Origin of the sequence: Mesobacillus jeotgali (assembly GCF_900166585.1) — a bacterium.
In the GTDB taxonomy this organism is placed as follows: Bacteria; Bacillota; Bacilli; order Bacillales; family Cytobacillaceae; genus Mesobacillus; species Mesobacillus jeotgali_A.
Genome location: NZ_FVZC01000008.1, coordinates 555,978 through 568,237, shown reverse-complemented (window position 1 = coordinate 568,237; position 12,260 = coordinate 555,978). Strand labels below are relative to the sequence as shown.

Genomic DNA, 12,260 nt, shown 5'->3' with positions numbered 1-12,260 from the left:
AACGAAAAGCACCCAAACAAAAAAAGTTCCTATGCTTGTATAAAACTCATACAAACACAGGAACTCATTGATTTCAGTACGCCCTCGGCAGGAATCGAACCCACATCTCAAGAACCGGAATCTTACGTGCTATCCGTTGCACCACGAGGGCATGTTTGAAGTTAGCGTTACGCTTACCTATTATAGGGTATGTTGTGCCTGTTTGCAAGAATGATTTTTTGGCAGGACTGGCAGGCTATTGTTTAAAAATGACAATCTTGGGTAAGATGGATACGGTACAGCAAATTCGAATATACTTTATTGTCGAACAATTTATGCAGGCTCCGCAAGCGATTTGTTTGACCTTTATTGACCATGCGTGTATCATAAAACTACATAGGTGCTCTGGCAATCATACCATTTAATGCCAGCCTGCAAATTGCCTTTTATGGGCAGTGCTGCTTTTACAAAAGCAGTGGAGATCTTACGTTAAAGGAGGAAAACAAACATGAACTTGATTCCTACAGTTATTGAACAAACGAATCGGGGCGAAAGGGCATATGACATTTATTCCCGCCTTTTAAAGGATCGCATCATTATGCTGGGAAGCGGCATTGATGACAATGTTGCCAACTCAATCGTAGCACAGCTGCTTTTCCTGGAAGCTGAAAATCCGGAAAAGGACATTTCCATCTACATCAATAGCCCGGGCGGCAGCATCACTGCCGGAATGGCCATCTACGATACTATGCAGTTCATCAAGCCGGATGTACAGACGATCTGTATCGGTATGGCTGCATCCATGGGTGCATTCCTTCTGGCTGCCGGAACAAAAGGCAAGCGCTATGCACTTCCTAACGCAGAAGTCATGATTCACCAGCCACTTGGCGGTGCTCAGGGACAGGCGACTGAAATCGAAATCGCAGCAAAGCGCATTCTATTCCTTCGTGAAAAGCTGAATGGCATCTTGTCAGAGCGCACTGGCCAGCCGCTTGAAGTAATCGCTAAGGACACTGACCGCGACAACTTCATGACAGCTGAGCGTGCAAAGGAATACGGTCTTGTAGACCAGATCATCACTCGCAACGTACTTGAGGAAAAGAAAGATAAATAAAAACCAGAAAAACTCGCCCCAGCGTGATGGGAGCGAGTTTTTTTTGGACTATTAGTTTTCTTTCTGGATGTATTCAGCCAATTTTTCTACTGCTTCTTCTTCGTCATTTCCTTCCGCAATCAGGTTCACGGATGCGCCGGCACTAACTGCAAGGCTCATTAAGCCCATTATGCTCTTTGCATTTACCTTTTTTCCATCCTTCTCAAGAAAAATATCCGATGAGAACCTGTTTGCTTCCTGTACGAATAATGCTGCAGGGCGGGCTTGTAACCCAGTTTTCAATTTGACTTCTACCTGTTTTTCAACCATTGCTTTTCCTCCTCTATCCCTATTTATTTATTGTTTGCCCGGCACGCAGTTTGTCTGCTATTTCATCAATTTTTCGCAGCCGGTGATTGATTCCTGATTTGCTGATCGTCCCCCCGCTGACCATTTCGCCCAGCTCTTTTAAGGTGACATCCTGGTAATCGACACGGAGCTGAGCAATTTCCCTCAGCTTTTCCGGTAAAATTTGCAGGCCGACTGTATCCCGTATGTAGCGAATATTCTCTACCTGTCTTAGGGCAGCGCCAATTGTTTTATTCAAGTTGGCCGTTTCACAATTCACGAGACGGTTAACCGAATTTCTCATATCACGGACAATCCGGATATCCTCGAAACGCAGCAGCGCATTATGTGCGCCAACAATGTTCAAGAATTCAGTGATTTTTTCCGCTTCTTTCAAGTAGGTGATGAAGCCCTTTTTCCGTTCAAGTGTTTTGCTGTTCAATCCAAAGGTGTTCATTAACTCACATAATGAATCATTATGTTCCTGGTACATCGAGGCAATCTCAAGATGATATGAGGACGTTTCCGGATTATTCACCGAACCGCCTGCAAGGAAAGCCCCTCTTAAATAAGAACGCTTACAACATTTCTTCTTGACTAATTCCTGTGAAATTTCATAATTAATTTCAAAGCCTTCTCCTAAAATCTTCAAATCCTCCAGAATCTCTCTGGCTGATTCCTTCAGGCGGACAATATAAACATTGTTTTTCTTCAGCCGCATCTTTTTTCTTACCAGAAGCTCCACCTGTACCTGATAGCTTTTCTTGATCAGAGTATAGATCCGCCTGGCAATCGCGGCATTTTCAGTCTGTATGTCTACGATGAGTTTACGATTAGAGAAGGAAAGGGAACCATTCATCCGGATCAAAGCGGACAGTTCGGCATTTGCACAGCAGCCCTTCACGTCAATATTCGTGAGTTCTTTTTTTGTTTCCGAAGCGAACGACACCTCTTCACCCCCTGGTTATGATGGTGCTGGCGCCATGGTTGATCGGCAAGCGCAGCAGCTGTTTTTTTGGAATTTACAATATACCTTCCATCGAGACAAACGCTTGCATTATATATTTACGCGTTATACCTCTTTTTGGTTTCATTTATAATCATAGAATATAAAATTTCTGAAACTTTTTTTGTATCGTGCCTGATGACATTGCCATCCAGCTCCGCGATTTCATCCTGGACGACCTCGACTCCTAAAGATGTCAGCTGATCAAGATCAAAATGGACAGGCTGGGCTAGTTCTTCTTTATAACGGAGTTCCACATCAGGCGGGATGGTTTCACTATTCACCAGAATCGTATCGATAAACGCGCAATCCATATGGTCATAGATGGCTTTTATATGGTCACTTGCCGCAAAGTCATGGGTCTCCCCCGCCTGGGTCATCAGATTGCAGATATATACCTTACGGGCTTTGGCTTTGCAAACTTCATTGCCAAGCCTTTTTACAAGCAGATTTGGCAGGATGCTTGTATATAGGCTGCCCGGTCCGATGACAATCAAATCTGCTTCCCTTATGGCCTGGAGCGTTTCAGGCAATGGCTTTACGCCTTCGGGATTCAGGAACACTCTTTTGATTCTTTTTCCGGAGTAAGGAATTTTCGATTCCCCCCTGACAATGCTGTCATCCTCCATTACCGCATTTAACATGACACTCCTGTTAGCTGCCGGCAGAACCTTTCCGCGTACATTAAGGACTTTGCTCATCTCCTGTATCGCATGGACGAAATTGCCGGTAATTGATGTCATCGCCGCTAATATCAGGTTGCCGAGCGAGTGGCCGGACAACTCATTGGACGTGTTGAAACGGTGTTGGAACATTTCCTCAATCAGCGGTTCTACATCCGAGAGTGCAGCAAGGACATTCCGGATATCGCCGGGAGGAGGAATATGCATATCTTCCCGCAGGCGGCCTGAGCTCCCGCCATCATCAGCGACCGTGACAATCGCAGTAATGTCAACCGGATGCTTTTTCAAGCCCCGGAGCAGGACTGGAAGGCCCGTTCCGCCACCGATGATGACGATTCTTGGCAATCCTTCAGTCATCATGTCGTAGGTTCCTTCCTTTTTTCGATATCACGGTGTGTAACTCGAGTATGATAGTCTTTCTCGAAATATTTGGCGATATGTTCAGCAAGCGCAACGGAACGATGCTGGCCTCCCGTGCATCCGATGGCAATGATGAGCTGTGCTTTTCCTTCCCGCTTATAGTGCGGCAGCATAAAGCTCAGCAGGTCTGTCACCTTTTCAAGGAACTTGGCTGTCTCGTTCCATTTTAAAACGTATGTCGACACCTCTTCATCAAGACCAGTTTTAGGACGCATATGGTCAATATAATGCGGGTTCGGCAAGAAGCGGACATCGAAAACAAGATCAGCATCAATAGGTAATCCATGCTTGAATCCGAAAGACATCACATTCACCGTAAAAATCGCCTTTTTGTTCACCGAGAACTCCTCAAGGATTTTTTCACGGAGATCCTTCGGCTTCATGCCCGTTGTTTTATAGATAAGCTGAGCCCTGCCCTTCAGCTCTTCCAGCAGCTCGCGTTCAAGCTGGATGCCTTCTAGCGGCAGGCCTGAGGGAGCAAGCGGGTGTGAGCGTCTCGTCTCTTTGTAGCGACGAACAAGCGTAGAGTCATCGGCGTCGAGGAACAGCACCTGGGGCGTTACCCATGATGTTTCTGCCAGTTCATCAAGCGCTTTGAACAGCGAATCAAAAAACTCGCGTCCGCGCAAATCCATGACAAGTGCCACCTTATTCATTTTTGTGCCGGACTCCTTCATCAATTCAAGGAATTTTGGCAGCAATGTCGGCGGCAGATTATCAACACAGAAAAAACCGAGGTCTTCAAAGCTCTGAATCGCGACCGTTTTCCCCGCGCCTGACATGCCTGTTATGATGACGAGCTGGGTATCAGTAGTTGAACCGGTACTCATTTCTCTTTCCCCCTGTAAAATCAGATATTTATTTAATCAACTAGGATCGAGCCTGTAATTGATAAGCTCGAAATCTGGTGTATAAGTAAAAGTTCCATAGATGATTCCCTGTCCATGGACCATGTATTCAAGAATGTGATAATCCCCGGCAGCCATTGGCAGATCCTTGATCTCTTCAAGCTCATGCCAGGAAATGGTGCCTTCCTCCGAAACATCGAGATTGATCCCGTCTGCTTCAGTGGCATAAAACGTAAACATCATCCATTCGGAAACGACCTGATCATCTTCCTTGATGACAAACGTAAAAATCCCTTTAATCTGCGGATTCTTCAAATAAATCCCTGTTTCTTCACGGAACTCCCGGACACATGAATCCTTTACGGTTTCTCCGGGTTCCATTTTCCCGCCAGGAGCCACCCACCAATTGCGGCGCGGCTTCTGGAGCAGCAGGATTTTTTCATCTTTCACCAAAACACAATTTGTCACGCGCTGCATACATTCCACCTCTTCATCTATATGCACAAGCAAACCACTCCGCAAAAGTACGGGCAGTTCTGCACTCTTTAAATTTGTTCCTCTCGGGATTCCTTATAGCAAGGAAGCCTTCATAGCTTCAATTCATGCAAAACAGACTCAAAATATTAGCCGGACTTTTTATTCTTTCCATTATACTATTTTTAGTTTTTACCCACAATGAATAGAAAGATGATATTTTTGTCAAGAAAAGCTCTTTTCGGAGAATGGAATAATATAATCAACAACAATTTGTTGTTCAATAAATTTCCCAATATAAAAAGGTGTTATATTCCCTTGCAATGGCCTGTTTCATTTTTATGTAAAAAAAAGAGCACAGGATAACCTGTGCCGTCAAAGGATTATATTTTTAAAAGGGGGTCAATTTCTATTCCTATAATACCCCATGATTGTTTCACTACTGTTACAGAAGAATTAATAAATAATTACTTTTTGTTAATTTATGCCGCAGTGTCATGTTTTTACCAGCAATTCTGCTCTTACCCATTTTGATGATGGCACAATATAACGGCCCGCCAATTTCGGCGGGCCTATCCCTTACTTAAGCGTTCGCTTTCATTTCTTCTACTAGTTCCTCAACATAATGCTGGGCATTTTGAGCGGCGATACTTCCATCGCCTGTTGCGGTAACGATCTGGCGCAATGTTTTCTCACGTATGTCTCCAGCTGCAAAAATGCCAGGGACCTTTGTTTCCATGCGTTCGTTTGTCTCGATGTAGCCATTGCTGTTTGTGATTCCGAGGCTTTCGAACGGCTTTGTCAATGGAACCATTCCGATATAGATAAATACACCATCGGCACTAAATTCCTGTTCCGCTCCGTCCTTTGTAGAAATGAGGGTTACGCTGCCAACTTTTCCATCTTTATCGTTGATTTGCTTGACAGTGTGGTTCCAGATGAAATCAATTTTATCATTGGCAAACGCGCGATCCTGAAGGATTTTTTGTGCACGAAGTTCCTCACGCCGGTGAACGATCGTCACTTTTGAAGCGAAGCGAGTCAGGTACACTCCCTCTTCAACCGCTGAGTCACCGCCGCCGACAACGACAAGCTCCTTATTTTTGAAGAATGCGCCATCACATACCGCACAGTAAGAAACACCGCGGCCCCCGAGCTCCTGCTCGCCAGGAACACCAAGTTTCTTATATTCAGCACCAGCTGAGATGATGATCGAGCGGGCTTTGTATTCTTTGTTGCCAGCCTTGATGGTTTTATATTCTTTGCCGTCGATGACCTCTTTCACATCACCGTAAGCATATTCAGCACCGAATTTTTTCGCATGGTCAAACATTTTAGTAGAAAGCTCCGGCCCGAGAATATGGTCAAAGCCCGGATAGTTTTCAACCTCTTCCGTATTCGCCATCTGGCCGCCAGGCACGCCGCGCTCAAGCATCAGTGTCGACAAGTTTGCGCGTGATGTATAGACAGCAGCCGTCATCCCGGCCGGTCCAGCGCCGATGATGATGACGTCATAAATTTTCTCTTCTGACATGGTGTACAACTCCTTTGAATTTCATAGTCCGCTAATTTTCATTATACATTCGAAAATAGTATTTCCTTCATAACCATATCCTATAAAACAGGAAGCATATAGTCCAAAAATATGCTTGACGGGGTAACGTGTTCCCCGGATTTACGAAATTACCTAAAACAGGCTCTAGACCAATAAAAATCATAACCCTCCTGAGTAACAGGAATTGTTTCCGGATTAAGATGCCTGCTAAAATATTGACAATTTTGTGAAGAATGTTATGATAATTCACAGAAAATAAATTTAATACAATTTTTACCTGCTAGGGGAGCCTTTTGTTAAGGCTGAGATTAAAGTGAAACTTTAAGACCCTTTGAACCTGATCTGGATCATACCAGCGTAGGGAAGTGGAGTATCTGGAATGGTATGCTTTTGTTTTGATGCCAATACAGCCACTTTCTGCCTGCAGAAAGTGGCTTTTTTATTGGAAAAAAATCAGCGTCCTAAGCCGGCAGGATGTTGAAAAAATCATCATTTACCAGGAGGTTGTCATGTCTACTTTTACACAATTGATCCGTCAAGAAGCAAGAGCCATTTGGGAAGCCAACCTGAACCATCCCTTCGTTCAAGGAATTGCAAAAGGGACATTACCGATTGAGAACTTTCGTTACTATGTCTTGCAGGATTCCTATTATTTATCGCATTTTGCACGCATCCAGGCCATTGCCGCTTCAAGGGCAGAGGAATTATCTATTACTGCCAAAATGGCTGCCCATGCACAGGGTACATACCAGGCTGAGCTGAGCCTGCATGAAAGATTCATGGGCCAGCTTGGAGTTACCAGGGAAGAACTCCAAAGCTTCAAGCCAGCACCCACTGCTTATGCATATACCTCCCATCTTTACAGGGTGGCCGCGTCAGGCAGCCTGGGGGAAATCATTGCTGCCCTCCTTCCCTGTTACTGGATTTATTACGAAATCGGAGAAACACTGAAGCATGCTGCCCCCGAGACACCTATATACCAGGACTGGATTGGTGCGTACGGAAGTGACTGGTTCAGCGAGCTTGTCAAAGAACAGCTCAGCCTTCTTGATGCCATTGCCGAAAGTGCTTCAGAAAAAGAAAAAGAAAAGATGAAGCAGCATTTCTTATACAGCTGCCATTATGAGCTTAAATTCTGGGAAATGGCCAGCACGCTTGAAGACTGGTCAATGAACAATAATAAAACCGCTGTCCAGTAAGCTGGAAATCAGCAAGGGAGAAGAAAAATGTCAAAAGGATTAAAATTAACAGATATTTTAGTTACAGTCGTCATTTCCATTGCATTCGGCATTGTCTATAAAATTTGGGGGCCTCTATACTATGCGCTGAAACCGCTGGGGCTTCATCTGGATCAATTCATCTATGGAATGTGGTTCATCGCTGCCGTTGTTGCATTTTTAGTAATCCGAAAGCCTGGTGTTGCCCTGCTTGCCGAAGTGGCTGCTTCGTCCGGGGAATTCCTGATGGGCTCTGAATGGGGACTTGAGGTACTGATCTATGGTTTTGTCCAGGGGCTGTTTGCGGAGTTGGTGTTAATGGCTTTTGGCTATAGACGCTCTGGAGTGGTTGTTGTCAGTCTTGCCAGTATGGCAGCATGCACAGGCTCATTGATAATGGACTTTTACAAAGGATATATCGAAGACCTTGCGGCATGGAACCTAACGTTATTGATTGCCATGAGAGCTGCAGGTTCTATTGTGTTCTCCGGTCTGCTGGCACTGGGTATCGCAAGAGCCCTTGAGCGAACGGGCGTTACAAATATCCTTAGGCCGGCATCCCAGGATGACTTTGATTCTTTAAGCCAATGACAGGAGTGATTGGATGCCAATAATATCTTCATTTGAAAAGCTGAGATTAAAATTTCCTGGCACGAAAGAGCTTCTCTTCGAGGATCTGTCCATATCATTTGAAAAAGGAGAAAAAGTGCTCCTGCTTGGCCCTTCAGGATGCGGCAAGTCGACTCTGTTACAGGCACTTTCTGGGTTGATTCCAAATTCCATTGAGGTACCGATCAAATTTGAACGCTCCAAGTATCCTGATTCCTGGGGATTTGTCTTCCAGGATCCAGACACGCAGTTCTGCATGCCATACGCTGATGAAGAAATTGCCTTTGTATTGGAAAACCTTCAGGTTCCAAGAGAACAGATGCCCAAAAGGATTTCCGAGCTCCTGTCACTGGTAGGCCTTGACCTGGCTGACCCACATTCAAGGATCAATACATTCTCTGGCGGCATGAAGCAGCGGCTGGCGATTGCATCTGTGCTTGCACTTGATCCAGAGGTCCTGTTCTTTGACGAGCCAACCGCGATGCTCGATCCGGAAGGAACAAAAGCAATCTGGGAAACGGTAAAGAGAATCTCAGCTGATAAGACAGTTATCATTGTTGAGCATAAAATTGAGCATGTGATTGACTTCATTGATCGGATCATCGTATTTGATGCGGCAGGAACCATTTTGGCGGATGGCAGCCCTGAGTCTGTTTTTAAATCCTATAGAACTGAGTTCGAGAGATATGGAATCTGGTATCCGGGAGTATGGGACCAATACAAAGCGACAGCACCTCCTTTTAAAACGACAGATTTCCAGATTAAGAGGGAAGTATTTTTAGAAAACTTTAAAGGTTTCCGAAATAAAGAAATCAGAATCAAGATTAAGCATGCTGAAGCAACGTCTGGTGATTGGATTGCGGTTACCGGCAAAAATGGAGCCGGGAAAAGCACATTGCTTTTATCACTCATTCAGCTGCTGAAAACGTCTGGGACTTATCACGTGAACGGACGGAATATTAGAAGGAATAAGGACATATCAAGCGAGGCAGGGTTTGTTTTTCAAAATCCTGAACTCCAATTCGTTGCGAATACGGTTTTTGACGAGCTTGCGATTACTTTCCGGCAAAAACTTGATGAGCCAGAACTGATTGAGGAGAAGGTTTCCGAGCTGTTAGTGCTGTTCAATCTCACGGATCAAAGGAAGCTGCATCCTTATCAGTTATCGATGGGCCAAAAGCGGCGTCTTAGTGTTGCCACAGCTGTTGCCCAGAATCCTGCCATCCTCCTTCTTGATGAGCCGACATTTGGCCAGGATTCAAAAAATACATTTGCGGTCCTGGAACTTTTAGAAAGCTGCCGAAAAAGCGGGCATATCATCATTATGGCAACCCACGACAATCAAATCATCCAGCACTTTGCCACAAAGGTCTGGAATGTCATTGACGGTGAATTAGTGGTTAAAGAAGCAGAAATGACAGAAGCGGAGGCCAGCCATGCATATTCAATTTGACAAGAAAGTGACCTGGCTTCATAGAATCAACCCCAGTGTGAAACTAATGGTGCTTGCCTGTCTTTTTGTTGTGGTTCTGTTCATCCATAACCTGAACACGATGGTCCTCTTTGCATTTGGACCTGCCATATTGTTTCTCTTTTTCACAGGCCACCCCGTCAGAACGATTATGCTTTTCTCTATCCCTTTCCTGCTGATTTTCCTATCGACCTCTTCGTCGATGATCCTGTTCGGGAAAGGGGAATTGACGCTATTCAAATGGGGCTTGATCCATATTACTGAGGAAAGTCTTTACAGGGGAATTCACCTTGGATTCAGGGCATTCATTTATGCCATGCTTGGTCTCACCTTTGCCCTGACAACCAGTCAGGTCCTGCTTTTCTATTCTTTGATGCAGCAGCTGAAGCTGAACCCCAAATATGCATACAGCTTCATGGCAGGTATCCGGTTGATTCCAATCATGATCGAAGAACTGGCCACTATAAGGTATGCAAGGACAATTAGAGGAATCCAGAATACCTTTACTGTCAGAGGAATTTTGTCATCAATCAAAGGCTATTCGATTCCGCTGCTTTCCCAGAGCATCCGCCGAGCATACAGGATTGCGGTGGCAATGGAAGCAAAGCGGTTCTCGGACCGCACCAAGCGGACCTATTATTATCAGACAGGCTTTTCAAGGTACGACTTGATTTTCATAGCCTATTTCGCAATATTTTTTTCGCTTGTCTTTTATATTTCCGGGCATTATCCGCTTTTCCCTGCTGTCGATGTCCGGTCACTATAATACGGGCGCTGCTGTTTTAATGGGTAGTCGTTGTACTCACGGAGAAAGGTGTAATACATGAAGAAACAATTGCATGTCATATCAGACGGAAAGCTTCCATTGAAAGAATTTGCCGACATTGCCGGTAAAATCAACCCATTCGTCGACAGATTTCATTTGCGCGAAAAACAGCTCACTGCAAAGGAGATTGCCGCTGGAGTCGAAATGCTTATAAATAAAGGGATACCTTCCGGAAAAATAGTCGTCAATGATCGAGCAGATATCGCCTGGTCCTATAACACCTGTGTCCAGCTCGCATATCACAGCCTTCCAGTCAACCTTGTCAAACAACACTTCCCGGGGATTACAGCTGGCTGTTCGGTTCATTCCTATAATGATGCTCTTGAAGCAGTAAACGGGGGTGCGGACTTCCTTCTTTATGGGCATATTTTTGAGACTCCTTCCAAAGAGGGACTCCCGGGGAAAGGTCTTCACGAACTGGAATCGATAAAAGAAATTGTAGAGGTTCCGGTCATTGTCATAGGCGGCATTAAGCCTGAAAACGTCGAATTGGCCTCATCGGCCGGAGCAGATGGGGCTGCAGTGATGTCAGGGATTCTTCATGCAGAAGATCCCTGCCATGCTGCTGAATGCTATTCACAAATAATCCATCAAGGAGGTGGTTTTAATGAAAAAGACCTATGATGCTATCGTAATTGGCGGCGGCATCAATGGCTGTTCGATTGCCTATCAATTAGCAAAACGAGGCAGAAGTGTCGCCGTCATAGAAAAAGGACGTCTGGCTGATAAAGCATCAGGCGCTGCAGCCGGGATGCTTGGAGCCCAAACAGAACTTACCGACGATGGACCACTGTTCGAGTTTGCAAGAAAAAGCCGTGCCATGTTCCCTGAATTGGCAAGGGAGCTTGAAGAGCTTACGGGCGTCCATATCGGATTACAGAATAGAGGCATGTACAGGGTCGCTGCAACTGAAAAGGAAGCAATAGAATTAAAGAAGTTGATTGAGTTTCAGACAAAATCTGGCGAAACAGCAAAATGGGTCTCGTTCCAAGAATTAATGGAACAAGAGCCTCATGTATCAAGCAGCCTGATCGGAGCAATGTTTATTCCGAATGACGGTCAGGTGGATGCGCGGGAGTTGACCATTGCCTTCGCTAAAGCAGCCATGTTGAACGGAGCGGAATTTTACGAGTTTACGAATGTTAATGATTTGATTCTTGGTAATGAGAAAGCACATGGGATCCAAACGGATTTGGGTCCTATGTATGCAGAGTCAATTGTCATTGCCACAGGCGCGTGGAGTCCCTTTTTAATAGAGAAAACCGGCCTTACCCTCCCGATTTCCCCTGTAAAAGGAGAATGTTTATCGGTGCTGACAAATAAGCCGCTTATTAAAGGAACGGTGTTCTCTCATGGATGCTATATCGTTCCTAAGAAATCCGGGAGGCTTATTATCGGGGCGACCGTCAAACCAGACACTTTTGATGAGAGAGTGACAGTGGATGGAATCTCCTCACTTATGGAAAAAGCCAAGCGCCTTGTGCCGGGAATCGGCGAATCCGAACTGGAACGTGCCTGGTCTGGGATTCGCCCGCTTTCTAAAGATGGCTTGCCTTTTCTCGGAGAGCACCCATCATGCCGTAACTTATATATTGCAGCCGGTCATTTCCGGAATGGAATTTTACTGTCGCCAGCTACCGGGGAATTGATTGCTGATTTGATGGACGGGAAATCAAAGGATTCAGGGCCCTTCCGGCTGTCACGCATAAACAGCAGCGTAAGCGCATGAAA

At 45.2% G+C, this 12,260-nt stretch carries 13 protein-coding genes, 1 tRNA gene and 1 riboswitch; of the genes, 7 read left to right on the top strand and 7 right to left on the bottom strand.

Annotation, left to right across the window (positions count from 1 at the left end):
* Window positions 1-79: 79 nt before the first annotated feature.
* Window positions 80-151, bottom strand: a tRNA-Arg gene (locus tag B5X77_RS07930).
* 336 nt (window positions 152-487) lie between these two features.
* Between B5X77_RS07930 and clpP the strand changes: the two genes are divergently transcribed.
* Entirely contained in the window at window positions 488-1,093 is a 606-nt protein-coding gene (gene clpP, locus B5X77_RS07920; protein WP_079506851.1) for an ATP-dependent Clp endopeptidase proteolytic subunit ClpP, read from the top strand.
* Between the two features lie 51 nt (window positions 1,094-1,144).
* Here clpP and B5X77_RS07915 read toward each other — a convergent pair whose 3' ends face one another.
* The 6 genes from B5X77_RS07915 to trxB all read right to left on the bottom strand — a co-directional run bounded on the left by B5X77_RS07915 (window position 1,145) and on the right by trxB (window position 6,385).
* The gene (locus B5X77_RS07915) at window positions 1,145-1,402 is read right to left on the bottom strand and encodes an HPr family phosphocarrier protein (protein WP_041967465.1); all 258 of its coding nucleotides are present in this window, start codon (window positions 1,400-1,402) and stop codon (window positions 1,145-1,147) included.
* Window positions 1,403-1,421: 19 nt separating this feature from the next.
* Window positions 1,422-2,369: a DNA-binding protein WhiA gene (gene whiA / locus B5X77_RS07910; RefSeq protein ID WP_079506849.1), complete on the bottom strand. Its 948-nt coding sequence runs from the start codon at window positions 2,367-2,369 to the stop codon at window positions 1,422-1,424.
* A 116-nt stretch (window positions 2,370-2,485) separates the two neighbouring features.
* Window positions 2,486-3,469 (bottom strand): gluconeogenesis factor YvcK family protein, encoded by a 984-nt coding sequence (locus tag B5X77_RS07905; RefSeq protein WP_079506847.1) that lies wholly within the window; start codon window positions 3,467-3,469, stop codon window positions 2,486-2,488.
* Window positions 3,466-4,359: an RNase adapter RapZ gene (gene rapZ, locus B5X77_RS07900; protein WP_079506845.1), complete on the bottom strand. Its 894-nt coding sequence runs from the start codon at window positions 4,357-4,359 to the stop codon at window positions 3,466-3,468. The genes B5X77_RS07905 and rapZ overlap by 4 nt, the downstream gene beginning before the upstream one ends.
* 36 nt (window positions 4,360-4,395) lie before the next feature.
* Window positions 4,396-4,854, bottom strand: coding sequence for an NUDIX hydrolase (locus tag B5X77_RS07895; RefSeq protein WP_079506843.1), 459 nt, complete (start codon window positions 4,852-4,854; stop codon window positions 4,396-4,398).
* Window positions 4,855-5,434: 580 nt separating this feature from the next.
* Window positions 5,435-6,385 (bottom strand): thioredoxin-disulfide reductase, encoded by a 951-nt coding sequence (gene trxB, locus B5X77_RS07890; RefSeq protein WP_079506841.1) that lies wholly within the window; start codon window positions 6,383-6,385, stop codon window positions 5,435-5,437.
* A gap of 293 nt (window positions 6,386-6,678) precedes the next feature.
* A riboswitch (TPP riboswitch) is annotated at window positions 6,679-6,787 on the top strand.
* A 128-nt stretch (window positions 6,788-6,915) separates the two neighbouring features.
* On the opposite strand from trxB, the gene tenA reads away from it, so the two are divergent.
* The 6 genes from tenA to thiO are packed head-to-tail and all read left to right on the top strand — an operon-like array spanning window position 6,916 to window position 12,258.
* Window positions 6,916-7,605: a thiaminase II gene (tenA, locus tag B5X77_RS07885; protein ID WP_079507636.1), complete on the top strand. Its 690-nt coding sequence runs from the start codon at window positions 6,916-6,918 to the stop codon at window positions 7,603-7,605.
* 27 nt (window positions 7,606-7,632) lie between these two features.
* Complete coding sequence (locus B5X77_RS07880; protein WP_079506839.1) at window positions 7,633-8,214, top strand: ECF transporter S component; 582 nt, start codon at window positions 7,633-7,635, stop codon at window positions 8,212-8,214.
* 13 nt (window positions 8,215-8,227) lie between these two features.
* Window positions 8,228-9,685, top strand: a complete 1,458-nt coding sequence (locus B5X77_RS07875; RefSeq protein WP_079506837.1) for an ABC transporter ATP-binding protein — start codon at window positions 8,228-8,230, stop codon at window positions 9,683-9,685.
* Window positions 9,669-10,469 carry an energy-coupling factor transporter transmembrane component T family protein gene (locus B5X77_RS07870; RefSeq protein ID WP_079506835.1) on the top strand — a complete coding sequence of 267 codons (801 nt, stop codon included), beginning with the start codon at window positions 9,669-9,671 and terminating at the stop codon, window positions 10,467-10,469. Before B5X77_RS07875 ends, B5X77_RS07870 begins: the two co-directional genes overlap by 17 nt.
* A 57-nt stretch (window positions 10,470-10,526) precedes the next feature.
* Entirely contained in the window at window positions 10,527-11,153 is a 627-nt protein-coding gene (locus tag B5X77_RS07865; protein WP_079506833.1) for a thiamine phosphate synthase, read from the top strand.
* Window positions 11,137-12,258: a glycine oxidase ThiO gene (gene thiO, locus B5X77_RS07860; protein WP_079506831.1), complete on the top strand. Its 1,122-nt coding sequence runs from the start codon at window positions 11,137-11,139 to the stop codon at window positions 12,256-12,258. The genes B5X77_RS07865 and thiO overlap by 17 nt, the downstream gene beginning before the upstream one ends.
* Window positions 12,259-12,260: the final 2 nt, after the last annotated feature.

What these genes read in the sequence shown, in the direction of transcription:
- B5X77_RS07865 (WP_079506833.1), top strand. Translation starts at nt 10,527, where the DNA reads ATGAAGAAACAATTGCATGTCATATCAGACGGAAAGCTTCCATTGAAA.
- B5X77_RS07870 (WP_079506835.1), top strand. Translation starts at nt 9,669, where the DNA reads ATGCATATTCAATTTGACAAGAAAGTGACCTGGCTTCATAGAATCAAC.
- tenA (WP_079507636.1), top strand. Translation starts at nt 6,916, where the DNA reads ATGTCTACTTTTACACAATTGATCCGTCAAGAAGCAAGAGCCATTTGG.
- rapZ (WP_079506845.1), bottom strand. Translation starts at nt 4,359, where the DNA reads ATGAGTACCGGTTCAACTACTGATACCCAGCTCGTCATCATAACAGGC.
- trxB (WP_079506841.1), bottom strand. Translation starts at nt 6,385, where the DNA reads ATGTCAGAAGAGAAAATTTATGACGTCATCATCATCGGCGCTGGACCG.
- clpP (WP_079506851.1), top strand. Translation starts at nt 488, where the DNA reads ATGAACTTGATTCCTACAGTTATTGAACAAACGAATCGGGGCGAAAGG.
- B5X77_RS07880 (WP_079506839.1), top strand. Translation starts at nt 7,633, where the DNA reads ATGTCAAAAGGATTAAAATTAACAGATATTTTAGTTACAGTCGTCATT.
- B5X77_RS07905 (WP_079506847.1), bottom strand. Translation starts at nt 3,469, where the DNA reads ATGATGACTGAAGGATTGCCAAGAATCGTCATCATCGGTGGCGGAACG.
- B5X77_RS07875 (WP_079506837.1), top strand. Translation starts at nt 8,228, where the DNA reads ATGCCAATAATATCTTCATTTGAAAAGCTGAGATTAAAATTTCCTGGC.
- thiO (WP_079506831.1), top strand. Translation starts at nt 11,137, where the DNA reads ATGAAAAAGACCTATGATGCTATCGTAATTGGCGGCGGCATCAATGGC.
- B5X77_RS07915 (WP_041967465.1), bottom strand. Translation starts at nt 1,402, where the DNA reads ATGGTTGAAAAACAGGTAGAAGTCAAATTGAAAACTGGGTTACAAGCC.
- B5X77_RS07895 (WP_079506843.1), bottom strand. Translation starts at nt 4,854, where the DNA reads ATGCAGCGCGTGACAAATTGTGTTTTGGTGAAAGATGAAAAAATCCTG.